Source organism: Ahrensia marina (assembly GCF_042140245.1).
GTDB lineage: Bacteria > Pseudomonadota > Alphaproteobacteria > Rhizobiales > MH13 > MH13.
Window position 1 is genome coordinate 2,265,984 of sequence record NZ_CP159483.1, and the last position, 25,535, is coordinate 2,291,518.

The following is a 25,535-nucleotide window of genomic DNA, read 5'->3' on the forward strand; positions in this document are numbered from 1 at the left end:
ACACACCACACTTTGCCCGTGCAGCGTGGCGCTGCCCTAGTTTCGCCATGACGCAGTGATGCGGGTTTACCGCGTTGAACTCTTGATTGTGCGAATTGCATGTTCGGGGTAGGGCGCACGCCATTGCTATGGTATGGCGGCACGTCGTTGCCAGAAGGACATGGTTCTCTGGCCTTTTGGAAGACCGTTTGCGTTTGGGTATCATGATCTTCAAGTTCGCTCATCTCCTCCCGAAATCAGCCCGTTTGGGTGCTCTGGTTGGTATCGCGGCTCTGGCATTGGCTGGATGCGCGTCCACTGAAGCCGATGATTTTGCTGACTTCGTTGATGATACGCGCCCGCCTGCGGTGATGTTCAATGAAGCGTTGGCGACGATGGAGCGCGGTGATTATCGCGCGGCTGCTGAGCAGTTTGATGAACTTGAGCAGGTTCACCCCTATTCAGAATATGCCAAGCGCTCCCTGGTTCTTGGTGCCTTCTCACACTTCTCGTCCGGTCGTTACCCCGAAGCGGTCAATGCTGGCCGTCGGTATGTGACGCTGCACCCAAGCGGTGAAGACGCAGCCTATGCGCAGTTCATCGTGGCGCAGTCTTATTACAATCAAATTCCGGATGTGAACCGCGACCAAGAGCAAACAGCGCGCGCGATCAACGCCTTCCGTGATTTGATCCGGCGGTACCCAGATTCCGAATATGTCGGACCGGCGCAGGAGCAAATTCGCTTTGCCAACGATCAGCTCGCCGGTTCTGAGATGCGCGTCGGTCGCTATTATCTGGATCGCCGCAACTATGTGGCCTCGATCAACCGGTTCCGGGTTGTGATCGAAGAGTATCAGACCACACGCCATGTGGAAGAAGCACTGCATCGCGTTGTTGAGAACTACATGTCGATGGGCGTGGTGGATGAAGCACAGACCGCAGCGGCGGTGCTTGGCCACAACTTCCCAGATTCTGAATGGTACCAGCGCTCCTACCGTCTGTTGCAATCAGGTGGCTTGGAGCCGCAAGAAAATTCAGGATCTTGGATCAGTCGCGCCTTTGCTGGCTTTACCGGCCAGGGTTCCTGACCCATCTTCGTTCCAGCCTTAACGCTGGAAGTCTGACGATTCGCTCATGCCCTTTCTGATGAACCCTTTTGGCAGATGCCGTCTGGGTGTATTGGGTCGCTGATATGCTGACCCATCTGTCCGTACGGGACATTGTTCTCATTGAAGCGCTCGATCTTGAGCTTGACCGGGGCATGACCGTGCTCACCGGTGAAACCGGTGCGGGCAAATCCATCCTTCTGGACGCATTGGCTCTGGCCCTTGGCGCGCGTGGTGATGCCGGTTTGGTGCGTTCTGGCGCCAAAAGCGGCCAGGTGCGGGCTGTGTTTGAGCTGGAACCGGATCATCTGGCTTTTGTGATTTTGGACGAGGCTGGACTGGAGCCTGAAAGCGATCTGATCATTCGCCGTACGCAAAGCGCTGATGGGCGCGCACGAGGCTATGTGAACGACCAGCCGGTGTCGATGACGCTGCTGCGATCCTTGGGTGCCTCGCTGGTTGAAATCCATGGCCAACATGATGATCGCGCTTTGGTTGACCCTGCCAGTCACCGACAGCTGCTGGACGCCTATGGCGGGTTGCAGGGCTTGGTCGGCGATGTTGCTGCGGCCCACAAAGCCCTGCGGGCGGCAGAGCATGATCGCGATGTGCACGCTGCTGCCCTGGCTGAGGCCGCCAAAGAAGCGGACTATCTGAAAGCCAGCGTCGAAGAACTCACGGCCCTTTCGCCAGAACCCGGCGAGGAGGAGGCATTGGCAGCCCGTCGCACTCACATGATGCAGGCTGAGAAGGTGGCCGCTGATGTGCACGAAGCGCAGGAGGCCGTGTCTGGGTCGGCTTCGCCATCGCCCGTTCTCGCAGCTTTAATGCGGCGGTTGGAGCGTAAGGGTCCCGACAGTGAGGCGTTGCTTGGCCCGATCATTGATGCGCTTGGCCGCTCACTGGATGCGCTTGGCGATGCGGGCATGGAAATTGATCGGGCCCTGGTGAGCATCGAGTTCGACCCCAAGGAACTTAACGATACCGAAGAGCGACTGTTCGCGCTTCGTGCAGCGGCGCGCAAGTATCAGGTGACGTGCGATGGGCTGCCGGAAAAAGCTGCTGTGCTTGCCGAGCAGCTTGAGGCGTTGGATGCCGGGGTGGATCGTGGTGCCGCGCTTGATCAAGCCGTCAAAGAGGCTGAGGCAAGATATGATGGACTGGCACAGGAGCTGTCAGCCGCGCGGCATCGATGTGCGGAACATCTCGGTGCCGCTGTGGAGGCCGAGCTACCGGACCTCAAACTTGGTCAGGCGCGCTTTATGGCTGATGTTTCGACCGATCAGGATGAGCGCGGTGCTCATGGCTATGACAGCGTTGCCTTTCAGGTGCAGACCAACCCTGGCACACGCCCTGGGCCGATGATGAAGGTTGCCTCAGGTGGTGAGCTTTCGCGCTTTCTTTTGGCTCTGAAGGTGGTTCTGGCTGACAAAGGCTCCGCGCCGACACTGGTTTTTGATGAGATCGATACCGGTGCCGGGGGCGCTGTGGCCGAGGCGATTGGCGTGCGGCTTGCCCGTCTGGCAGGCCAGGTTCAGGTGCTGTCCGTGACCCACGCACCGCAAGTTGCTGCCCGCGCCCATGGGCACCTTTCTATTGCCAAAGCCATCAAGGCCGATGAAACGCGCACGCAAGTGGAACGCTTGTCCGAAGACGGCAGGCTTGAAGAAGTTGCGCGTATGCTTTCTGGCGCCAAGGTCACCGATGAAGCGCGCGCCGCGGCCGCCAGTCTGTTGCAGGGAGAGCGGGTGTGAGCGTGTTGCGTGATGCGCCAGTGGAGCAGCTCTCCGAGCGCCAGGCCAAGAAAGAGCTACAGGCGCTCGCCGAAGAGATGGCGGCGCATGACAGAGCCTATCATGGCGAGGATGCCCCGGTCATTTCCGACGCAGCCTATGACGCTCTGAAGGCCCGCAATCTAGCGATTGAGGCGCGGTTCCCGGACTTGGTGCTTGCCGAAAGCCCTTCAAAAAAGGTTGGCAGTGCGCCATCAGAGAAGTTCGCTAAGGTCACCCATGCGCGGGCCATGCTTTCGCTGGACAATGCCTTTTCGGCTGAGGACGTGCACGAGTTCGGGGCGCGTATTGCGCGTTTTTTGCGGCTCGATGCACCGCCCGCCGTGACGGCTGAACCGAAAATCGACGGGCTGTCGCTTTCGCTGCGCTATGAGCGCGGCGAACTTGTGACTGCTGCGACTCGTGGTGATGGCGCTGTTGGTGAAGATGTCACCCGCAATGCACGCACGATTGCCTCGATACCTCACACACTCAAAGGCAAAGTGCCGGATGTGGTGGAGGTGCGCGGCGAGGTTTATATGACAGCTGAGGATTTCGCGGCGCTCAATGCGCGCATGGAAGCCAATGGCGGCAAAGTGTTTGCCAACCCGCGCAACGCGGCGGCCGGGTCTCTGCGCCAGCTCGATCCAGAGATCACCAAATCTCGACCTTTGGCCTTCTTCGCCTATGCCTGGGGTGAACTTTCCGAACCGCTGGCTGATACCCAGATGGGAGCAGTGGAGCGCCTGGAAAAGCTGGGTTTTAAGATCAATCCGTTGATGAAACTCTGCGAAACGCCCGATGAGGCGATTGCTGTTTATGACGGCATTGCCATTCAGCGTGCTGAACTTGGCTATGACATTGATGGCGTGGTCTACAAGGTGGACCGGCTCGACTATCAGGAGCGTTTGGGCTTCGTTTCGCGTTCACCGCGCTGGGCCATTGCGCACAAGTTTCCAGCCGAGCAAGCGTTCACAACCCTTGAAAACATTGAGATTCAGCTGGGTCGCACGGGCGCGCTGACGCCTGTTGCCAAGCTGCATCCTATTACCGTTGGCGGTGTGGTCGTCTCCAACGCGACCCTCCACAATGCGGACTATATTGCTGGGATTGGCAATGATGGATTGCCGATCCGCGAGGGTAGGGACCTTCGGGTTGGTGACACGGTGATCGTGCAGCGGGCCGGTGATGTGATCCCACAGATTGTGGACGTGCTGCTGGACAAAAGACCTGCTGATAGCGAGCCTTTCCAGTTTCCAACTGTGTGTCCAGCCTGTGGAAGTGAGGCCAAGCGCGAGGTGGATGCCAAAGGCAAGCCGGATAGCGTGACGCGTTGCACCGGCGGGCTGATTTGCCCGGCGCAGGCGGTGGAGCGGCTGAAGCATTTCGTGTCGCGCAACGCCCTGGACATTGATGGGCTTGGCGACAAGCAGATTGAGGCGTTTTACGAAGATGGCTTGATCGCCAACGCGGCAGACATTTTCACGCTGCAAGCGCGTGATGCGCGAAGCTTGAAAAAGTTGAAGGACCGCGAAGGCTGGGGCGAGACCAGCATTGCGAACTTATGGGCGGCCATCGATGAACGTCGGCAAGTGCCGTTTTCTCGGTTCTTGTTTGCTCTGGGTGCCAGGCACGTGGGCGAGACGACCGCCCGCACAATCGCGCGTCACTACACCCGTTTCGACGCCTTTCGTGCGGCCATGTTGGCCGCAGCTTCCGGTGATGAAGAAGCGCGCGAAGAACTGGTCGGCATCGATGGAATCGGCGAAACGGTGGCCGTGTCGCTGATCCAGTTTTTTGGTGAAAGCCACAATGAACAGGTGCTCGATGCGCTGCTTGCTGAGATGACCATCGACGATGAAGTTTTCGAGGTTCTGGAAAGTCCTGTGGCTGGCAAGGTGGTTGTGTTCACCGGCTCATTGGAAAAGATGACTCGTGATGAGGCCAAAGCCATGGCTGAGCGTTTTGGCGCCAAGGTTTCCGGGTCAGTGTCGAAGAAGACCGATCTTTTGGTTGCTGGCCCCGGGGCAGGCTCAAAGCTCACCAAAGCCCAGAGCCTTGGCGTTGAAACCATCGACGAAGATGGCTGGTTTGCGCTCGTGGGCGTGACGCCTGCTAGCGAATAGGCGCGCAGGCGGCTTCCAGAAATGCCAAGTCATCGCCGGAGAGCAGCGGGCCGATGTCAGCCAGAACCGTCGCATGAAAGCTGTTCAGCCAATTCAGCTCAGCATCTGACATGAGATCAACATCCACCAAGCGGCGCTCAAACGGCGCGCGGGTGATGGTCTCAAAGCCCATCATGGGCTGATCACCGCCGATATCCTGCGGTTCGGTGACAAAGACCAGATTTTCCAGGCGTATGCCGAACGCACCTTCCTTGTAGTAGCCCGGCTCGTTGGACAGCAGCATGCCAGGCTCCAGTGGTACGCTGCCCTGTTTGGCGATGCGAGCAAGGCCTTCATGAACGCCCAAATAGGACCCAACGCCGTGTCCGGTGCCGTGAGCATAGTCCAGGCCGTTGGCCCACAGGAACTGGCGGGCCAGAACATCAAGATGTGCGCCTGTCGTGCCCCTGGGAAAGCGGGCTGTGGCAAGCGCGATATGGCCTTTCAAAACCAGTGTGTAAGGGCGCTTGTGCTCTTCTAATGGATCACCAACGAGCAAGGTGCGGGTTATGTCCGTCGTGCCATCGAGATATTGGGCACCGGAATCCACCAGATAGAGTGAGTTCTGCTCTATCGGCGCGTTGGTGGCGTGGGTGACACGATAGTGCACGATGGCGCCGTTGGCCCCGGAGCCAGAGATGGTTGGGAAGGAGATGTCCTTCAGTTGATTGGTCTCGCGGCGGCAGGCGAGCAGCTTTTCAGCGGCCTGAATTTCATCGAGGTTGCCTTTGGGCGCTTCTTTGTCAAACCAGGCCAAGAAGCGTGTGACGGCTGCACCATCGCGCACATGGGCCGCACGGGCTCCGGTTTGCTCAACCGCGTTTTTGCGCGCGCGCGGCGCTTCGATGGGGTCCGTGGCTTCCACCAAAGACCCGCCCGCCTCAGTGATAGTGTCGGCGATCTTTACTGACACATTGGCCGGATCGACCATAACAGTTGCCTTGGCCTTACCCAGAGCCTGCAAGGCTGCGGGGAAGTCGGCAATGTCGGCGATGGTCACATCTTGCAGATGTTCGTGCGCTTCTGATGTTAGCTTGCCTGGATCGACGAACAGTTGGGCTCCCCCATCATCGCTAACAATGGCGAAGGCCAAGAACATTGGCTTTTGCGGTACGTCGTTGCCGCGCAGATTGAACAGCCATGCCGCGCCATCGGCTTGGGTAAGCACGACCGCATTGGCTCGCTTGTCTTTCACGGTTTGGGCAATATCGGCGATCTTTTCTGCAAAGGGTTGTCCGGCAAACTCCAACGGGTGAACCACGATGGGTTCAGCCGGTCGTCCAGGCCGATCTGCCCAAATGGTGTCGATCAGGTTTGTGGGTGTCGGTATAAGGGTGGCACCGGCTTTTTCGGCTGCTTTTTTAAAACGCTTGAAGCCATTGATCGTGTGCAACCAGGGATCATAGCCGATGGTTTTCTCCGCCAGATCAAGGCCGTCCAGATAGGCAGCTATTGGGTTCTCCACCATATCATCAGGTGTAAAATCTGGCTGGACGGTTTGCGCACGCACTTGAAGCGTGTAGCGCCCATCGGTGAAGACACGCGCCTCGCTCGGCAGCACAAGCACAAAAGCGTTGGAGCCGGTGAATCCCGTCAGCCAGGCCACACGTTCTGCATAGGCCGGCAGGTATTCGCTTTGGTGCTCATCGGTGCGTGGCACCAAAAGCCCGTCCAACCCTTGGGCAGCCATGGCTGCGCGCAAATCGGCCAGGCGGGCTGGTCCTTTGTCGGGTTCGCTGGTGTCGTCGTAACTTTGAAGCGGTTGGGCGTCGTTCATCGAAAAACCTAACAAATGGTGCAGTGCATCATGCGCTGGACGCAGGGCTGATGTGAAACATTGGGTCTACCTAAAAACCGCGTTCAGGACCATGTTGGCAAGGTAAGAACCAAACGTCTCCCCCCAAGAGACTCACATAAGAATTCTAAGCCACTAAGGAGCCAGTCATGGCCGTTTTCGCTTTCTCTGAACCACAACGCGTTTTTGCCGATCAGGGCGAAAAACCTTCGATCTTTCGTCGCGCTCTGAACGCCATCATCGAAGCACGCATGGCGCAGGCACAGCGTCAGGTTAAGGCCCACATTGCAACGCTCGACCCGAAAACCCGCGCCAAATTTGATCTTGGCGATGCGGTCACCGGCAAGAATGGCGTTTACATCTGGCCGTACTGATTAGCTGATTTACAACGACCTTAAGAGAAGCGCAGACCATTGACCGTGATGGATGCGCTTCTCTGCTATTAGACCTTCAGCGCGATAGCGCGCGAGCACGGCGCGCTCTTGATGGCGCATCAGGCCCGACAGGATAACGGCGCCGCCGGTTGCCAAAAGCTTTGTCATAGGCGCGGCAAGCGCAATCAGTGGACCAGCCAAAATGTTGGCCATGATCAAGTCGTAGGGTGCTCCGTTTTGGGGCCGTCCTTTCACTCCATCTGCCTCAGCGACCGATATCCATGGCGCCAGTTGATTGAGCTGTGCGTTTTGGCGTGTCACCTCCACCGAAATCGGATCAATATCGGTTGCCAGCACTGGCGCTTTGGTTAAGTGCACAGCTGCCATGGCCAGTACGCCGGTGCCTGTGCCGACATCAAGCATGTTGGTGAAGCGTTGGCGGGCGCAGGCCCAATCGATGAGTTCCAAACAGCCAAGTGTCGTGCCGTGATGGCCGGTGCCAAAGGCGCGGCTTGCTTCCACACGGATGCCAATGTCGGTTGGTCCGACCGCATCGCGGGCGTGCAGGCCATGGACCACGAAGCGCCCGGCACGGATCGCTTGCAAGCCTTCCAAACTGGCTGTTACCCAATCCACCTCGTCCAAGACAGCGCATATAAGCGGCGCAGCAAAGGCATCGGAGCCCAAAGCGTCGCGGATCGCCGTTTCGAGGCCTTCAGCATCCTTGCCCTCGCGAAACACATCCACGGTCCAGTGTCCGGCGTCTTCATCCTCAAAAAAGGCAATCGGAGCCTGTTCGGCTTCAAATGCCTGCTCCAAGAGATCGGCAATGCGTTCTGCTTCTTCACGATGAGGAACGGTGAGAGTGGCCTTAACGGTCGGCATGTTTGGTATCGCTGCTGGCTTTGGGTTGTGTTTTTTGCGGTGGCGGTGGCCCGAAGAGAAACACCGTATCACCCGCCGTCGGTTTAAACTGAGCGCCAAGGGCTGGCGAGATAAACGCTCCCTTTGGGGAAACAGCAAACATCACCTGGGTTGCTGGGTCGCGCTGGGTGCGCAGAGCTTCCATGGTGAATTCCTCGGTCAGCTTGGTTCGCTGTACCGTCCAATCGTTCGTGATCATGCGGAATTCTGCTTCGGTTTCACCCATAGATGGGTTGAACAGGCGCTGACCGCTCACCGTTGTGGCCAGTTCATCGCGCTTGCCCTCTTCGATACCAAGACGGAAGACGCGCGCGCGACCAAGCTCGGGGCCAAAATCGGTGCAGACCAGCGCATTGTAGGCGTCGTTATCGGTGGCTGCGATCAGCGTGCCAAAGCGCGACAGATCGAGCCGGTGTTCAGCGGCTTCGGACAGGATCTCACCCAGATAGGTCTGGAATCCAGCCTGACGCGCAGCAGAGAGACGCGAATGGTTTCGATCGGCGATCAACACCGGCAGATCGGCACTTTTCAGCTTCTCCGCCAGTGCCAACGAAAAGCGATTGGAGCCGATGATCAGAAAACCATCCGGGTCAGATGATGTGATGCCAAGCATGTTGGCCAGCGGTTTCAGCGAGAATCCGTGCAGGATCACCGTGGTGATCACCACCAGGAAGGCAAGCGGTGCCAGGCGCGCTCCATCTTCGACGCCGATGCTGACCAGCGTACCGGCAAAAAGGCCGGACACAGCCACCGCGACCACACCGCGTGGTGCGATCCAACCGATCAGAAGCCGCTCGCGCATGGATAGCTCTGTTCCGATGGTCGCAAGCATGATGGCCAGCGGGCGCACCACCAGCAAAAGGGCTGCGATGTACGCAACGTCACGCCAGCCGAGCGACAAGATATCGTCCATCGCAATGCTGGCAGTCAGCACGATGAAGAGACCGGAGACCAGCAGCACCGTCATCACCTCTTTGAAGCGACGAATATCGGTGTAGCTGGCAAGCTTTGCGTTCGCGAGCACGATCCCCATCACGGTGACTGTCACCAACCCGGCTTCAGCCAGCACCGCGTCTGTGGCGGCATAACCAACCAGTGCAGCAACCAGGATGATGGGGCTTTTCAGATAGTCGGGCACCAACCCGCGGGAAAAGGCGGTTGCAAGCAGTTTGGTGGCAACCCATCCTCCCAAAACGCCGATCAACAGTGCTGCCGCCACTTGTAGAGCAATGATTGTCGCCGGCGCGCCGCTGTTGAGCGCCAGCACCACTTCAAAGGCGATGACAGCAAACAAAGCACCGATTGGATCGACAACGATGGCTTCCCAGCGCAGCACCGAGCCGGTGCGCGATGGCAGCTTGGCTTGGCGCAGAAGCGGCATGATGACGGTGGGTCCGGTCACCACCATGATCCCGGAAAACACCACGGCGGCTTCGATTGAGAGGCCGCCAATGTAGTAAGCGGCAGCGGTACCGAAAAGCCAAACCAGTGGTGCTGAGACGATGATGATGCGGCGCACGGCCTTGGCGGTGCCGCGGATCTCCGCGAAGTTGAGCGTCATCCCGCCTTCAAACAAAATGATTGCAACGGCGAGGGCAACCAGTGGCTTGAGTAGATCGCCGAAATCCTCAGACGGGTTCACAAGGCCCGTGGCTGGGCCTGCCAATAGACCGGCCAAGAGCAAAAGCACGATGGCAGGTACTTGCGTGCGCCATGCGATCCATTGCGCGCCAATGCCGAGCGCGCCGATCAGCGCGATGGTGAAGATAAGATCTTGCACGATGGCTTTCCGATTGCGGCAATGCGGGCGGTAGGCGGCCGATCAGCCAGCCTGATTGTGAGGCGTGACGAAACTCTCGACCACTTTCTTGCGGCCAGCCTTGTCAAAATCAATGGTGAGCTTGTTACCCTCGATAAGGCTCACATCGCCATACCCGAACTTTTGGTGGAACACACGGTCTCCTAACGCAAAGCTGGAGGCTTTGGTGGAGACGGATCGTGCGACCAGTTCGCCCTCGATGGTCATCGGGCCGGAGGAGGGGCGTTTGCCGGTGCTTCTGGCGGCTTGGGCGCGTTTCCAGCCAGGTGTTTGGTAAGCTGAGTCCATTTCCAGCGGTTTGTCGAAGCGGCTTGCGCCATAGTTGCCATAGCCGCGCGCGCCATAGCCGCCATAGCTGGAGGTTTGCTCAATCACATCGACATGATCGACGGGCAGCTCGTCCAGGAACCGCGAAGGAATGGAGGACTGCCAGAGGCCGTGGATGCGGCGGTTGGAGGAAAACCAGAGCTTCGCCCGCTTGCGAGCGCGCGTGATGCCGACATAGGCAAGGCGCCGCTCTTCTTCCAAGCCCGCTTTGCCGTTTTCGTCCAGCGAGCGTTGTGAGGGGAAAAGCCCTTCTTCCCAGCCCGGCAGGAACACCGTGTCGAACTCCAAGCCCTTGGCGGCGTGCAGCGTCATCAGCGTGACGGCATCTTCCTGTTCGGCGCTGTCAACGTCCATCACCAGCGAGATGTGCTCCAGGAAACCAGCCAGGTTCTCAAACTCTTCCATAGAGCGGATGAGTTCTTTGAGGTTATCGAGCCGCCCAGGGGCTTGCGGGCTGGTGTCGTCCTGCCACATTTTCGTGTAGCCGGATTCATCGAGCACGATTTCGGCCAGCTCAGTGTGGGGCAGCGTGTCGAGATTGCCGCGCCAACGGTCGAAATCCTCGATCAGCTTGCGCAACGCTGTGCGTGCTGCCGGACGTATCTCTTCGGTCTCTGAGAGCAGGCGCGCAGCGGCGAGTGGCGACATGTCTTGGTCGCGTGACAGCGCGTTGATCTTGCGCACGGTTGTGTCGCCCAGGCCGCGCTTGGGCACATTGACGATGCGCTCGAACGCCATGCCATCTTCAGGCTGGGCGATCACCCGCAGATAGGCCAGCGCATCACGGATTTCCTGCCGTTCATAAAAGCGTGGGCCGCCGACCACACGGTAGTTGAGGCCAAGAGTGAAGAACCGGTCTTCAAACTCGCGCATCTGTGCGGAGGTGCGCACCAAAATGGCCATTTCGTTGAGCGGATGACTTTTGGTTTGCAGGCTTTCGATCTCTTCGCAGACGGCGCGCGCTTCTTCGGCGCTGTCCCAGGCCGAGGCCACGGTGACCTTCTCCTCGCTGTCTTCAGCGACCATGTCGGTGAAAAGTGTTTTTCCCAGCCGATCCTCATTGTGCGCGATCAGGTGCGAGGCCGTGGCGAGGATGGACGAGGTGGAGCGGTAGTTGCGTTCCAGTCGGATCACGGTGGCGCCTGGAAAATCGCGCTCAAAGCGCAGAATGTTGTCCACCTCCGCGCCGCGCCAGCCATAGATCGACTGGTCATCATCGCCGACACAGCAGATGTTGGGCTTGGTCTCATCGGTACCTTGGGCGAGCAGGCGCAGCCAGAGATACTGGGCGACATTGGTGTCTTGATACTCGTCCACCAGCAGGAATTTGAAGCGGCGATGGTAGTCGGCCAGAATGTCTGGATTCTCGGTGAACAGCTTGATGGGTTTGACGAGCAGATCGCCGAAGTCCACCGCGTTTAGCACCGCCATACGTTCCTGATAGGCTTCATACAGTTCCACGCCACGCCCATTGGCAAAAACGCCGTCGGACGCAGGCACCTGATCGGGCAGCAGGCCACGGTTCTTCCAGCGGTCGATATGGGCGGCAAGCTGGCGGGCAGGCCAGCGCTTTTCATCGATGTTCTCAGCCTGGATGAGCTGTTTGAGAAGCCGGATTTGATCGTCGGTATCAAGAATGGTGAAGCTTGATTTCAGGCCTGCCAGTTCAGCATGGTAGCGCAGGATGCGGGTGCCGATCGCGTGAAACGTGCCAAGCCAGGGCATTCCTTCAACTGCTGAACCAATCATGCCGCCGATGCGTTGCTTCATCTCGCGGGCGGCCTTGTTGGTGAAGGTCACCGCCATGATCTGGCCGGGTGAGGCTCGCCCTGTTCCCAGAATGTGCGCAATGCGGGTGGTGAGCACGCGAGTTTTGCCGGTGCCTGCGCCCGCCAGCACCAAGACAGGGCCATCCAGCGTTTCAACCGCGCGCAATTGTTCAGGGTTCAACCCTTCTAGCCATGGCACGTTGGTAGCAGCCACGGCACCGCCACGCGCTGCGAGTGCTCGAGCAGTGATCGAGCCTGGTTGAGGTGCCGGATCGGACATAGGGAACAGCTGGCCTTATCGAAAATGGATTGGGTGCTATGATTCGTGTACACACAGAGTAGCCAAGCGACGGGAACACGTCGCCTGTTCGCTTCCTGTTCTTAGCTATTTATGCTCTTCAATTGAGGCGTCAATCAGCGCCTCGTTGAAATGCCGCAGCGCATCCACCTGGCGGGCATAGCCCACGGTTTGCGAGACGGCGGCAGCTCGAACGACGGGCACCTCGTCGAGCCCATGTTCGTCGAACACGCGCAACGCTCGCTCCATTGTGTCCGAGGTAAGAAGCCTGGGTGCTCCTTCCTCCAGTGGGTCCGGTCGCTCATCCAGGTCTGGCGGTAGACGTTCCATGAACTCGTTGACTCGCACCGAGCGCATCAACTGGCTGTGCGGGCCATCAGCGATGGCAAGGCCCCGGCTCTCCAGCTGCCAATAGAAGTAAGATCGTCCATGGACGGCGATGGAGATGCCAGTGGCGATGGAGACGGTGAGGAGCAGCGCGATGGAGAGCGTGTAACCGCCGGTCAGCTCAAAGACGATCATGGTGGTCGAGAGGGGCGCGCCGATCACGGCAGCGGCCACCGCGCCCATGCCCAAGATGGCATAGAGCCCCTCGGATGAGGCCATTTCGGGGAATGCACTTGCCGCGATGAGCCCGAAAGCGCCGCCCGTCATTGCCCCGACATAGAGCGACGGCGAGAAAATGCCGCCACCAAAGCGAGACGCGAGACAAATGGCTGTTGCCGCTGTTTTCAAGAAAATCAGCGTCATCATCAGATCGAGTGGCAACTGATTGCGCAGCGCCAGATCGGTGGCCTGATATCCCACGCCAAGCACCTGAGGAAACCAAACGGCGATGATGCCAACGGCCAGCCCGCCAACGGCTGGCCGCAACCAGGTGGGGGCCTGGATCGTACGGGCGACATAGTCGGTACCAATCAGGGCGTATTGGAAGAGCACCGCCACAAGCGCGCAGACCAAGCCAAGCAGCGCAAACGCGGGGAACTCAAAAAATGAGGTGATCTGGTAGTCAGGGATGGTGAAGGCCACGGCGTCACCAAAGTAGAGCCGTGAGATGATGGTTGCGGCGCCTGAGGCAATCACAATGGCGGAGAAGGCGGAGAGCGCATAGTGACCCAAGATCACTTCATGCGCGAAGAGCACCCCAGCAATCGGCGCGTTAAACGATGCGGACACTGCCCCTGCGACGCCACAAGCTAGCAGCACCCGGTTGGACGAGCGGGGCAGCTTGAAGAGGCGTGAGATGCTGGCGGCAATCGTCGCGCCCAAATGCACTACCGGTCCCTCACGACCGGTGCTGGCGCCAAAACCCAGTGAGGTTGCTGAGACCAGTGCGGAGCCAATGCCTGGCCAAAACCGCAAGCTGGTTTCCGGCGTGTGCTTGGCCTCAATCACATCGGCCACGCCCAGCGGGCGTTTCTGGGGCTGAGTGTAGTGCAAAAAGAGCCCAACCAGCAGGCCGCCCAAGGCCGGCACAAACACCACCGTGTACCAGGGCAAAACGCGCGCTGCGCTGGCCACTTGTTCGCTCATGGTGCCAAGCCAGGTCCATTGCACGGCGCCGATGAGTTCGCGAAAGGCGATGGCGGCCAGCGATGTTCCAACACCAATTAGTAAAGCGAGCAGCCAAACGAGCGGCTGCTTTTTGCGCAATGCATAGGTAACATTGGGTCGCGCCCACATGAGGACGCTGTTGGTGATTGAGCGAAAGAGATCGACCATGATGACGCGCAAGCCGCTTGGTAGGGTTGAGGCCCCCAACAGTAGGGCGCCCATTCTTGCGTTGGTGCAATGGTTTATGGCTTATTTTGCTGCGAAAGTTGTAAGGCTCCCGATGGGCTGAGCGCCTTTTGTGTGCAATGCATGATAAACGGCCCGGGCACACGCCCTAATATTGACCCTTGATCTGGCTATCGGCGGACGATGAATCGCTTCCTTCTCTTGATGGGTTCTTTGCTGCTTTTGGCGCTGACAACGGCGCTGATCGCCCCGCGATTCATCGATTGGAGCAACTACACCGATGTGATCGAGGAGCAGGCCTCGCGCGTTTTGGGCCGGGAGGTGCACGTCTCCGGCGCGGTTGATTTGCGCTTCTTACCGATGCCGCGCATCACTTTTTCTGATGTTGAGATCGCTGGCGAGGCTGATGGTTCTGAGCCTGGTTTTACCGCCCGACGTATGCAGGCGCTTATGTCGCTGGCGCCGTTTTTGAGCGGTGAAACCCATATTGTTGAGCTAACGCTGGAAGAGCCGACGGTGCGTCTTGCCGCACTGGGTGAGGGCATGTCGCAGATCGCCAGCGAGACGCTGGATCTTGGCGCTGTGCGTATCGATGAGGCGACCATCATCGACGGACGGATCGAGCGCGTGGCCGCCGATGGAACGGTGCAAGTGCTGATGGATGGGCTCAACGCCAGCCTATCAGCGCCCAGCCTTCTTGGACCATGGCGCATTGATCCGGGGTCGGCGATTGTTGGCGGCGAGCGTGTAGATCTTCGGGTCAACACAGGTGCCTACAATGGCGACCGGCAAATGCGTATGCGCGTGGCCGTCTTGCCCGTGGCGCGGCCTATGGAGATCACCATCGATGGGCATCTGGACTGGTCAGATGCTAATGCCACCTTTGAGGGGCGGGGCGTTGCGCGCAGCCTGGACGGTTTGGTCGCTGATGCGGAAACACAACCACTCACTTGGCGAGTTGCGGCCGATATCGTGGCTGCTCTTGATGATATTGAAGCCGAAGAGATCGAACTAACCCTTGGCCAAGCACAGGATCAGGCCTTTGTGCTCAATGGTCGGGCGCATGTGAATCTGGGCGAGCGGCCAGCCTTCAACGCGGAGATTTCATCGCGTCAGGTTGATCTGGATCGCATGTTGGGTGGCGGTGCAGCTGAGCCGGTGGACTTGGATGCCGGTTGGGCCTCCGCCGGCACGCTTGTGCGCTGGATCGACCAAATGACGGTGCCTGGCGAGGTTTCCTTTGATATTCCAGCTATCGTGCTCGGGGGCTCGGTCATCCGGGACATCGGTTTTGATGCCACCTACAGCCCAGGCCTGCCGATTGCGCTTGAGAACTTGATAGCAACTTTCCCTGGCGAGACTTCGTTTGGCTTTACTGGCGCTGTTGGTGCCGTTGGCGACGTTGCAGGCACCGATTTGGCGCTCGACGGGGTGATGACGCTGGAAAGCGCCGCGCCCGACCTCTTTGTCGGGTGGTCGACCGGTCGCCGCGATGAGGGTGGCACGTTTTCTCAGCTCTCTTCGGTTGATCTACGTGGGCGCGTGGTAGCAGCACCCGGCGATGTGTCTGTTGAGCGGCTGCGTGGCCAGATCGATGGGGCAGCACTGGAAGGGTCGTTGATTTATCGCGACGTGGCAGGTCTTGGCGGTCAATTGGACGTTGATCTCAATGCTGGTCGGTTTGATTTTGGCCTTTTATCTGGGCTGGGACGGTGGCTCACGCATGCTGGCGGATCATCGTCCGCCGACTCCGACGGGCCGCTGATCGATACACTCAACGCCGATTTGGTGGTGGAGGAGCTTGTCGCTGGCGCCGAAGACTTGGGCGAGGTCACTGTTTCGGTCGCCACAACGCCAGAGCGCATTCGCGTCGATGAACTGTCCATTGGCGATGCAGTCGGTGCCAGCGTTTCAGCATCCGGGTTCTTTGAGCGTGGGGCGTTTCCGCCTATCGGAACGCTCTCGGTCAATGCCGATATGGATCGGCTTGGGGGGCTGCTGCGCCTTGCGCGTGATGTTTTCGGCGACAATCCTGTGTTGCTCGATCTCTACCGAAATGCAGGCCTTTACGCGCCTGCTTCCGTTGCAGGGAGCTACAATCATGATGCGACAAATGGCTTGGAAATCGGGCTTTCGGGCACGCTGGGTGAAACTGATGTTGAGGTTTTTGGTGCTATGCCGGCCGATGAGGCTGGTGATCTTCCCACCGGTTTGGCGAGCCTGTTTGAGCGTGCGGCAGAACTTCGCTTTGAAGCCCGCTCAGACGATGCCTACGCCCTTGTTGGACAGTTGGGTGTCGCAGCGCTTCCTGTTGATGTGTCAGGTGAGGGAAGCGCGGTTGCCAGCCTAATCAGCGATGGTGACGGTGCACCAAACACCCGATTTGCCTTTGATGGATTGGATACAACGCTGCGGGTCAACGGCACCTTGCAAGGCGATGTCGACACCGGTGTGACTGGACTTGAAGGCACAGGATCTCTCTTTGCCGGCGATGTTGCCCAGCTCGGCTTGATGGCTGGCATGGCGGTGCCGGGCCTCTTTGACCCGATCAGTGCGTCGGCAGTTTTTGACCTTTCCTATGATGTGGAAACGCAGCGCGCTGATTTGACCGGGCTATCCGGCGATTTCGCTGATGTTGCGCTTTCAGGCTCCGGTAGTGTGCAGCGCGGTCCGCTCAGCACCTCGCTGTCGCTGAACTTGGAGGCCGACAGCCTTGATCTGCCCGGGCTTCTTGCCGGTTTTGTCGGGCCATCGGCTTTTGACCAAGGGTTTAGTCCTGTTTGGCCAGAAGGCCCATTGGTGTTCAACCCTTTGCCGTTGGACCTTTCTTTGCAGTTGGCGGCGCCGCGTGTGCGGCTGTGGGATGAGCTGACGGCGCTCAATGGAGAAGTTGAGCTGGCCGCCGAAGAGGGGCGTTTGACGCTGGATTCGCTTCGTGGCGAGCTTCTTGGCGGCGCGCTGGATGGGCGTTTGGTGCTGCGTGATGCTGATCGCGGAGGGATCGCTGATGGGCGCTTGGCCCTGCGCAACGTGGATGTGGCACGTTTGGCTTGGGAGCGTGGCGGTCAGCCGGTCATGCGTGGGAAGATGTCGGCCAATGTAAGCTTTGAGAGTGCTGGGGGCTCGGTTGCTTCACTGATTTCCGGGCTCACTGGCGACGGCACACTGGCGCTGAGCGAAGTAACCGTCTCTGGCCTTGGGCTTGATGGGTTCTCCCGTATTCTCCAGGCCTCCGATGCCGGGCTGCTCGATGAAGACGCTGATCTGGAAGCTGCCTTCTCCGATGCCTTAAGCGCTGGCACCATGCGCATAGACGAGGCTGACACGCCGGTGAGTCTTGTTGGTGGTGTGGCGCAGATCAGCAACCTCTATCTTGAGGGTGGCCAAACAGCGCTTCGTGGCGGTCTAACGGTCGATCTTTCGACCAATGAGGTGGATGCTGATTTCTCCTACGCGGCTGTTGATGGCCCCGGCGATGTGGAAGCGATGCCCAATGTCGGCCTGTCGTTCGCAGGGCCTTTGGCAGCGCCGGAACGACAGTTGGACGTCTCACAGATATCGAGCTTTTTGAACGTGCGTCAGTTGGAGCTTGAAATTCGTCGCGTTGAGGCCTTGAACGCTGAAATTCTGGAGCGCGAGCGCCTGCTGCGTATCATGGCAGCGGTCGATCTTGATCAGACGCGCCTTGAGTTTGAGCGCGAGGAAAACCTTCGCCTTGAGCAGGAGCGCTTGGAAGAAGAAGCGCGCGAACGTGCGAGGATCGTTGCTGAACGGGAGGCTGCCGCGCAGGCTGCACGAGACGCTGAAGCAGAGCGCGAACGGGTGTTGCGTGAGGCGTTGCTTGCGCGCGAGGCCGAGCAGGCCTTACCAAGCACGCCATCGGCGCTGGACCTCACCCTGCCGCCGCTTGAGACCATCATTGTGCCGCGCAACCCGCTGGCCATCGGCGAAAGCCCGCCGCCTGCCACATCAGCGCCGCTTGATCTCACCCCTCGCTAGCGACGGTGGATGCTCGGTCCTGACGGACCAACTGCCTGTTAAGATCGGCAAGCACGGCCAGGCGTAGCTGACTGGCAAGGTTGGAGTCTGGTGTGCGTCCTTCATCGATGGCACGAATGAAGGCTGCCAAACTCACCCCTTTGTCATTGGCAAGCCGTTCTACCTCTGCCCAGAATTCTGGCTCAAGCGCGATGGATGTGCGGTGACCGGCCAGGCTGACCGAGCGTTTGACGAGCATAGCGACTAGTCGCCCAACTTATGATCATCCAGATGCTTGGCGATCTTGGCTTTTGAGCTTTTGTCGCTCTGTTTTTCGGCCTTCGTGCGGCCATGAAGGGCGCGGTTCTCATCCGCGACCTTCTCCTTTTGCACACGCGCCTTGGCTTTGCGGGCCTGCCGTAGGTTGGTAATTCTTGTCATTACAACTATGAAAAAATCAAAATGAAAGAAAATATCAGAAAAACTGATATCACTATGAAAAATGAAATATACCTCTCAGTCTTTGATTTAACCTCATTCTCTCCCTTTTTATTGTCAGGGCTCGGACAGTCGCCGTACCACATTTTTACTTCGATATTTCCATATCTAAATTCGCGATAGAACTTAATGGATAAGTGTATCGCCCAAATTAGTAGTAAAAAAACCTATTATTGGATGTATGATACTCATCATGTAACCTGCCTGACTAGGACGGCGCGATCATCTTGGCAGGCACGACGATGGCGTCAAAGTCTTCCTCTGAGATACCCAGCGCCAGCGCCTCGACCTTCAAGGTCGTGCCGTTCTTGTGGGCGTTCTTGGCGACTTTGGCGGCCAGATCATAGCCGTATTTTTCTTTCAGCGGCGTCACCAGCATCAGCGAGTTGGTGAGGCCTTGCGCGATGTTCTCTAGGCGCGGCTCGATGCCGACCACGCAGTTGTCCGTGAAAGAGATCGCCGCGTCGGCAAGCAGGCGCACAGACTGAAGGAAGTTGTAGGCCATCATTGGGTTGTAGACGTTGAGTTCAAAGTGCCCCTGGCTGCCGGCAAAGCCAATGGCGGCGTTGTTGCCATGCACATGGGCGCAGACTTGGGTGAGCGCCTCGCACTGGGTGGGGTTCACCTTACCCGGCATGATGGAAGAGCCTGGCTCGTTCTCCGGTAGGGCCAGCTCGCCAAGACCGGCGCGCGGGCCGGAGCCTAAGAAGCGGATATCGTTGGCAATTTTGAAGCACGACATGGCCACCGTGTTGATCGCTCCATGGGTGAACACCATCGCATCGTGGGCGGCGAGCGCCTCGAACTTGTTGGGCGCGGTGGTGAAGGGCAGGCCGGTGATACCCGCGATTTTTTCCGCCACTTTTTCCGCAAAGCCGACAGGCGAGGCGAGGCCGGTGCCGACCGCGGTGCCGCCTTGGGCCAGCTCCATGAGGGCAGGCAAAGTGTCTTCGATGCGTTTGATGCCGTTGGTGAGCTGCTGGGTGTAGCCGCCAAACTCCTGGCCGAGTGTCAGCGGTGTCGCATCCTGGGTGTGCGTGCGCCCGATCTTGATGATGTCAGCCCAAGCCTCTGATTTGGCCGCCAGCGCATCGCGCAGATGGGTAAGGGCAGGGACCAGCCGGTGCACCACCTCTTCGGCGCAGGCGATGTGCATGGCGGTTGGAAAGGTGTCGTTGGACGACTGGCTCATGTTGCAGTGATCATTGGGGTGAACTGGCGTTTTGGAACCCATGTCACCGCCCAACATCTCAATGGCGCGGTTGGAGATCACCTCGTTGGAGTTCATGTTGGACTGAGTGCCGGAACCCGTCTGCCAGACGACGAGAGGGAAATGCTCATCGAGCTTGCCATCGATCACTTCCTGCGCGGCCTGAACGATCACTTTGCCAAGGTCTGGGTCCATCTTGCCGAGATCCATGTTGGTTTCGGCGGCGGCGCGCTTTACGATACCCAGAGCGCGCACGATGGGGGCGGGCTGGGTTTCCCAACCGATCTTGAAGTTGCCCAGCGAGCGCTGCGCCTGTGCGCCCCAATATTTGGAGGCATCCACCTCGATGGGGCCAAAGGTATCGGATTCTGTTCTGGTGGATTTTTGGCGGGTGTCGGTCATGCTCAAGGGTCCTCAGCCAAGGGTTTTCGGGCGCGCAGATGCGGTTGCGCGTGACCTATCACGGGCTTTGGGCCGTGACTATCAGACAGGCGGGTAAGGCCGGATAAATCGCTTAAACGAGGCGGCTAGCTTTTCTTGCGAAACGCATCGAGCGAGACGACATCAGCAGATTTTTCTTCGCCATCATCGTCTTCGCTGTCCGTGTCGCCCTCAGCGGCATCGCTGTTGACGGGGCCTTCGGAGGTTGCCGTTTCAAGCCGGACAGGCGCGTTCTCGCCCGTCTCTTCGGGCATCGGCTCGGCGGCTTCACCGATCATATCGTCTTCATCGACGAGCAGCGTTTCGAACTTAAGCGCGAAATCCACCGATGGATCAGCAAACCCAGTGACAGAGGAGAAGGGGATGAGCAGGCGTTCTGGCACGCCGGAGAAGCTTAAGCCCACTTCAAAGGTTTGCTCGGTGACTTTCAAATCCCAGAACTGGTGCTGAAGCACCACCGTCATTTCCTCAGGGAAACGTTGGCGCAGCGCGGACGAAATCCGCACGCCAGGCAGGCGCGTGTCGATGGTGATGTAGAAGTGGTGGTCACCAGGCAGACCTGTTGAACCAATTTCAGTCAGCACCTGGCGCACGACGCCCCGCAAGGCATCGCTGACCAAAACATCGTACCGGATCAAATCATCGGACATGAGTCGCATACTGCAACGCTTCGTTGGGCTTGCAAAGAGCGATTTGCTCCAACATGCCTGCGCGATGGTGACGCTTGTGTGAAACGACCGAAAAGAACGCGAAGGAAATCAGCGCAAAGCAAACGAAGCCAAGGGAAAGCTAAAGTGCAGGCTTCTGTTGCCAGGTGCCTGCGAACCCCGACCACCAGGGGCTAACCTAGTGGGAGTTTAAGTCGGTCTTACAAACTGCGTTACGCAGCCTGTGCAACCGGAGCATAGTTGTCGTTTGCAACTACAAATTGGTCCGATAACGGCGGAACCATGCCGAGCGAAAGCACACCCTTTACGCCCTCGTCGATCCTATTTCGCCCCCACAAAAACAGTCCCACAACATTGGTTCCGCAACCGTTTATGGTGGAGGCGCCGGGTACCGCCCCCGGGTCCGATAGGTTTATTACGATGACAGTTTATCGCCATAGCCGGTTGCCCGGCAGGACCAATATAGGCGCGATTGGCTGTGATTTCAAAGGCTATTCGTGCAAGGCCGAAGACGTGGTGCTGAATCGGAAACTGCTGTTTGGGTCATGTCAACTGAGCCGCAGGACGATGCCCTAAAAGGCGATGCGCAGGCCAGCGGTTGCGGAGATCTGGTAGGCTGAGTTGGTTTCCAGCATGGCTTCGGCATTGGCATAGGCGGTGAGACCGGATGAGGTCTGATGTTCGCCTGCCAGGCCAAGGAAGCCGCCAAGCGCGGTGTCGTCATCATCGAGCGTGGTGGAGACGGTCTGACCCAGCAGCGTGCCGGAGATGGCATCATCACCAAACTGGGTGCGCGCTTCGATGCCGCCGATGAGACTGATGGTGGTAAGCGCCCCATTGGCATGAAGGGCCTCAAAGGGCAGGGCAAGTGCCGCACGGGCTGAAGCGATGTGAACGTCGCGATCATCCAGCGTGAGGGGATTGGTGGTGCCGGTTTCGGTGGTGCCATCCAAGAACAGACCCGCATAGGCCAGGGTGAGTGACTGTTCGATGGTGGGCAGAGCAAAGCCCATCAGCCCTGTGGCGGTGGGCGAGAGCCCGGTGGATGTGCTGTTGGTGACGGTGACCTGCGGATTGATGAACCAGCCACCAAAGTCAGCGCTGGCGGTTTCCAAGCCAGTAGCCACCAGATTGTTGGCGGTGATGCGCTCTTGATCATAGTCGGTGTAGCCGAGGGTCAGTGACGCATCCCAAGCGAGACCCCAAGCCTCTGTGGAGACATAGACACCGGCATAATAGCTCATCGTATCGGTTTCCTGGGTGTCGGTCTCATTCTCCGACCGGCTGGCAGCAAAGCCTGCCATGACACCAACACTGGTGATCGCATCCAGCGGCACATCGACACCGGCCACCAGACCGCCGGTCAGGCTCTCAAAGGTGCGGCCCACACGGTTGCTGTCATCCTCGCGATAGGCCCCAAAGCCTTCGATCCAGAAGCGGTTCGGGTTGAGATGCGGGGTATTGTCCAGATCAAGATCGGAGAAGGCGACCAGGCTCTCCTCCTGTGCGGCAGCATACCGGCTGGCAAAGCTGGAGGCGAAGCCAAGCGCTGGATCCGAACGCAGTGCCGCCTGACGCCCCTGCACCGTCTGGCCAATGCCAGAAACCAATGCGGCCAGCGCATCGTCAAAGCTGGCAAAGGCCGACGGGTCAATGGCGACCACTTGGCGCTCAGTGCGCGCGCCAGTGGTCTGATCTAGGACCGCAACCAGATGACCGCTGGTCGTGCCGAGTATCGGAACGGTGGAGTTTCCATCAGGAGCTTCGAACATGGAGTTAAGCGATAACCCTTCGCCGATGTTCAACGTGTTTGTGCCGCGACCCAGATCAACGTGCCCGATCAGAATGGACCCCGCGTTGAGCGTGAGGGTGGTATCGTTGCTTCCGGGATTGATATTTGTCACTTCAATCGCAAAATCGCCGCCGCTGATGGTCCCTGAGTTGGTCAAGGACAAGATTCGGAAGGCAGTAACACCTACATCTCCACCGCTGATGGTCCCCGAGTTGGTCAAGGAGCTGATGGTTCCACCATCAACGCCGTCAATACCACCGCTGATGGTCCCTGAGTTGGTCAAGGAGCTGATGGATCCAGCATCAACGCCCTGATTGTCACCGCTGATGGTGCCGATGTTGGTGAGTGTGAGGTTCACTGCAGCCTCGATACCGTCATCGTTTCCGCCGATGGTGCCGAGATTGACGACGGACCCATTGCTGTTAAGAATAATCGCCGTTGAGTTGGCGCCTGTTCGTGTGACGTTAGCACCTTCAAGCACGATTAGCCTGATGTTACTCTGAAATCCATTACCTACGCCGCCCGTTTCTGAACCCGAACAGATGACAGTGTTGCCGCTAACAATATTTGTGGGCAAGCACTGCGCATAAGCCGTTTCGACACCCACCAGCATGGGTGTGGCAAGGGTCATAGTGTCTCATTTCACGCCAGGCGTGACGTCAGGTGGGCCGTTATTGGCCGCCCCGACTCGGCCAACGATAGCGAGAGACCAGCCTAAACAGGCGTAGCGTCATTGCGACACCAAGCTAGGGTTGTAGCCCGGTCTTTCGTGCATGCTGTGACACATCAGCAACGCCTCCTCGACACGATGCTTGTTGATCCAAGGCGACGTACGCCAGGTTTTGAGATCAAAAATTCTTGTGATGGCGTCTCTCAATCGATGCACGGGTTTGTGATGGGTGCTTCAGGCTTGGTGATTGGACGAAAGCGGCGGGTGCTGGCAGCGTAGGGGCAACACAGTCTTTTGCTTTTGGAGAGCACCTATGTTTCAGACAGACACAGTTCGCGCAGATGTCGCCGAACCGACACGCCGGGGCGCTTTGCGCCTGCTGGCCGTTGGGTTCGCGGCAGCGACCGCCACTATGATCAGCGCCCGGACGGCGCGGGCGCGCATTTTCACCGGTTTTATCGAAGGCACTGCCGTTGGCGGTTATGATGCGGTGGCCTACCACACGCAGGGGCAGGCCGTGCCAGGCGATCCAGCGATCACGCTGGAGCATGAGGGCGCCACATGGCGCTTTGCCAGCGCGGACAACCGTGCGCTTTTTGAGGCCAATCCCGATGCTTATGCCCCCGAATATGGCGGGCACTGCGCCTGGGCGACCGCTCAGGGCTATCTGGCGCAGGGCGATCCGGAGATTTGGCGCATCTTTGATGGCCGCCTTTTTCTCAACGCCACACAAGGCGTTAATCGTCGTTGGTTGCGGGATGTGGATGGCTTCATCATGCAAGCTGATGCCAATTGGCCGAGCTTAAAATAGGCGCATAATCGCCACGTTTTCTCACCATTCAAACACCAGCACATCGAACAACGCCGCGCAGGGGACTTTCATCTCTCGCGCGTTCGGCGCGATTGGTGTGGTCGTGCGGCGCCAGCGTGGCTGGCGACATATTGGATTGAGGGAGAATGGTGGATGCGAGACTATTTGGCTGATGTGAAAAAGTTCGCCTCCAATGTCGATGAAGCGGCAGTGGATGGCATTGTGCGGCATCTGGGGATTGCACTGCGAAGTCGCGATGCGTCCTTGGTGGCCTGCACCGACCCGAGCGAGTTGGCGCGTATCCGCGATGGGTTCTGCCGCAAGAAATTGCGTCTCGACGACCCCGATGATGGGGTGGATGGCGCGATTCAATCGGTTTGTGAGGCAATGAAGGCCGACACGGCCAAAGCACGCGTCACCTTCTATTATCTGCTGGCCGAGCATTACGAAAAGCTCGATCTTTTCCACAAAAAGTGATCGCTGCCGCGCCCTGGTCACCGGGCGATTGGTTTAAGGATTGAGGGGTGCGTTGCGGGCTGGGAATCAGCATAGTGTTGCGCACCCTTTTCCTTCTGGACATTCGCCCGGAGATTTTGCGATGCGCGCTTATCACGATCTGCTTGACCATGTGCTGAACACCGGCGTCACGCGCATGGATCGCACCGGAACCGGGACGCGTTCTGTGTTCGGTTACCAAATGCGTTTTGATCTGGCCGACGGTTTTCCGATGGTCACGACCAAGAAGCTGCATCTGCGCTCGATCATTCATGAGCTGCTCTGGTTTTTGGCCGGTGACACCAACATTGGCTATCTGAAAGACAACAAAGTCTCCATCTGGGATGAGTGGGCCGATGAGAATGGCGAGCTTGGCCCGGTTTATGGCAAGCAATGGCGCAGCTGGGCAACGCCATCGGGCGAGAGCATCGATCAGATTGCCAAGCTCTTGGAAAGCTTGACCAAAAACCCCGATTCCCGCCGTCACATCGTGTCGGCTTGGAACCCTGCCGACGTGGATGAGATGGCGCTACCGCCCTGCCACTGCCTGTTTCAGTTTTACGTGGCTGAAGGCAAACTTTCCTGTCAGCTCTATCAGCGCTCGGCCGACATTTTTTTGGGCGTGCCGTTCAACATCGCCTCCTATGCGCTGCTCACCCACATGATGGCGCAAGTTGTCGGGCTGAAGGTGGGGGATTTCGTGCATACCTTTGGTGATGCGCATCTTTATCTCAATCACATCGAGCAGGCCGAACTTCAGCTGTCGCGGGCGCCGCGCGCGCTGCCGAGGCTGAAACTTGACCCATCTGTCAGCAGTCTTTTCGACTTCCGCTATGATCACATCACCATCGAGGGCTATGATCCGCATCCCGCCATCAAGGCACCCATTGCGGTTTAGGAGCCC

General features: G+C 58.5%; 18 protein-coding genes and 1 other RNA gene. 8 read left to right on the plus strand and 11 right to left on the minus strand.

Features of this window, described 5'->3' with window-relative positions; all coding sequences use genetic code 11:
- Window positions 1-188: 188 nt before the first annotated feature.
- The 3 genes from ABWH92_RS11060 to ligA all read left to right on the plus strand — a co-directional run bounded on the left by ABWH92_RS11060 (window position 189) and on the right by ligA (window position 4,983).
- Entirely contained in the window at window positions 189-1,067 is an 879-nt protein-coding gene (locus tag ABWH92_RS11060) for an outer membrane protein assembly factor BamD (RefSeq protein ID WP_375568309.1), read from the plus strand.
- A 104-nt stretch (window positions 1,068-1,171) separates the two neighbouring features.
- On the plus strand, window positions 1,172-2,839 hold the full coding sequence (gene recN / locus ABWH92_RS11065) for a DNA repair protein RecN (protein ID WP_375574238.1): 1,668 nt from the start codon (window positions 1,172-1,174) through the stop codon (window positions 2,837-2,839).
- Complete coding sequence (ligA, locus tag ABWH92_RS11070) at window positions 2,836-4,983, plus strand: NAD-dependent DNA ligase LigA (RefSeq protein WP_375568311.1); 2,148 nt, start codon at window positions 2,836-2,838, stop codon at window positions 4,981-4,983. The genes recN and ligA overlap by 4 nt, the downstream gene beginning before the upstream one ends.
- Here ligA and ABWH92_RS11075 read toward each other — a convergent pair.
- Window positions 4,973-6,799, minus strand: coding sequence for an aminopeptidase P family protein (locus tag ABWH92_RS11075; protein WP_375568313.1), 1,827 nt, complete (start codon window positions 6,797-6,799; stop codon window positions 4,973-4,975). The two genes, ligA and ABWH92_RS11075, sit on opposite strands and share 11 nt — an antisense overlap.
- Window positions 6,800-6,966: 167 nt before the next feature.
- Here ABWH92_RS11075 and ABWH92_RS11080 point away from each other — a divergent pair, with 167 nt between their 5' ends.
- Window positions 6,967-7,191 (plus strand): hypothetical protein, encoded by a 225-nt coding sequence (locus tag ABWH92_RS11080; protein WP_375568315.1) that lies wholly within the window; start codon window positions 6,967-6,969, stop codon window positions 7,189-7,191.
- Between the two features lie 9 nt (window positions 7,192-7,200).
- On the opposite strand, the gene ABWH92_RS11085 is transcribed toward ABWH92_RS11080, so the two are convergent.
- The 4 genes from ABWH92_RS11085 to ABWH92_RS11100 form a co-directional block, all read right to left on the minus strand.
- Complete coding sequence (locus ABWH92_RS11085; RefSeq protein WP_375568317.1) at window positions 7,201-8,076, minus strand: 50S ribosomal protein L11 methyltransferase; 876 nt, start codon at window positions 8,074-8,076, stop codon at window positions 7,201-7,203.
- A complete protein-coding gene (locus ABWH92_RS11090) occupies window positions 8,063-9,895 on the minus strand; it encodes a cation:proton antiporter (RefSeq protein ID WP_375568319.1) in 1,833 nt (610 codons plus the stop codon). The genes ABWH92_RS11085 and ABWH92_RS11090 overlap by 14 nt, the downstream gene beginning before the upstream one ends.
- Before the next feature lie 42 nt (window positions 9,896-9,937).
- Window positions 9,938-12,310 (minus strand): ATP-dependent helicase, encoded by a 2,373-nt coding sequence (locus tag ABWH92_RS11095; protein ID WP_375568321.1) that lies wholly within the window; start codon window positions 12,308-12,310, stop codon window positions 9,938-9,940.
- 105 nt (window positions 12,311-12,415) lie between these two features.
- On the minus strand, window positions 12,416-14,050 hold the full coding sequence (locus ABWH92_RS11100) for a chloride channel protein (protein ID WP_375568323.1): 1,635 nt from the start codon (window positions 14,048-14,050) through the stop codon (window positions 12,416-12,418).
- A gap of 201 nt (window positions 14,051-14,251) precedes the next feature.
- On the opposite strand from ABWH92_RS11100, the gene ABWH92_RS11105 reads away from it, so the two are divergent.
- On the plus strand, window positions 14,252-18,067 hold the full coding sequence (locus ABWH92_RS11105) for an AsmA family protein (RefSeq protein WP_375568327.1): 3,816 nt from the start codon (window positions 14,252-14,254) through the stop codon (window positions 18,065-18,067).
- Here ABWH92_RS11105 and ABWH92_RS11110 read toward each other — a convergent pair.
- From ABWH92_RS11110 to ABWH92_RS11135, 6 genes are all read right to left on the minus strand, one after another.
- Complete coding sequence (locus ABWH92_RS11110) at window positions 18,054-18,305, minus strand: ribbon-helix-helix domain-containing protein (protein WP_375568329.1); 252 nt, start codon at window positions 18,303-18,305, stop codon at window positions 18,054-18,056. The genes ABWH92_RS11105 and ABWH92_RS11110 overlap by 14 nt on opposite strands.
- 5 nt (window positions 18,306-18,310) lie before the next feature.
- Window positions 18,311-18,487: a DUF4169 family protein gene (locus tag ABWH92_RS11115; protein WP_375568331.1), complete on the minus strand. Its 177-nt coding sequence runs from the start codon at window positions 18,485-18,487 to the stop codon at window positions 18,311-18,313.
- A 265-nt stretch (window positions 18,488-18,752) separates the two neighbouring features.
- Window positions 18,753-20,156 (minus strand): class II fumarate hydratase, encoded by a 1,404-nt coding sequence (gene fumC / locus ABWH92_RS11120; RefSeq protein WP_375568333.1) that lies wholly within the window; start codon window positions 20,154-20,156, stop codon window positions 18,753-18,755.
- Window positions 20,157-20,281: 125 nt separating this feature from the next.
- On the minus strand, window positions 20,282-20,845 hold the full coding sequence (locus tag ABWH92_RS11125) for an SspB family protein (RefSeq protein WP_375574239.1): 564 nt from the start codon (window positions 20,843-20,845) through the stop codon (window positions 20,282-20,284).
- A gap of 143 nt (window positions 20,846-20,988) precedes the next feature.
- Window positions 20,989-21,355: a transfer-messenger RNA gene (gene ssrA / locus ABWH92_RS11130) on the minus strand.
- An 80-nt stretch (window positions 21,356-21,435) separates the two neighbouring features.
- Complete coding sequence (locus tag ABWH92_RS11135) at window positions 21,436-23,286, minus strand: autotransporter outer membrane beta-barrel domain-containing protein (protein WP_375568335.1); 1,851 nt, start codon at window positions 23,284-23,286, stop codon at window positions 21,436-21,438.
- Between the two features lie 352 nt (window positions 23,287-23,638).
- On the opposite strand from ABWH92_RS11135, the gene ABWH92_RS11140 reads away from it, so the two are divergent.
- The 3 genes from ABWH92_RS11140 (at window position 23,639) to ABWH92_RS11150 (ending at window position 25,529) form a co-directional block, all read left to right on the plus strand.
- Window positions 23,639-24,136 carry a YHS domain-containing (seleno)protein gene (locus tag ABWH92_RS11140; RefSeq protein WP_375568337.1) on the plus strand — a complete coding sequence of 166 codons (498 nt, stop codon included), beginning with the start codon at window positions 23,639-23,641 and terminating at the stop codon, window positions 24,134-24,136.
- Window positions 24,137-24,289: 153 nt separating this feature from the next.
- A complete protein-coding gene (locus tag ABWH92_RS11145) occupies window positions 24,290-24,613 on the plus strand; it encodes a DUF2853 family protein (protein WP_375568339.1) in 324 nt (107 codons plus the stop codon).
- A gap of 121 nt (window positions 24,614-24,734) precedes the next feature.
- The gene (locus ABWH92_RS11150) at window positions 24,735-25,529 is read left to right on the plus strand and encodes a thymidylate synthase (protein WP_375568341.1); all 795 of its coding nucleotides are present in this window, start codon (window positions 24,735-24,737) and stop codon (window positions 25,527-25,529) included.
- The last annotated feature ends 6 nt before the right edge of the window (window positions 25,530-25,535 follow it).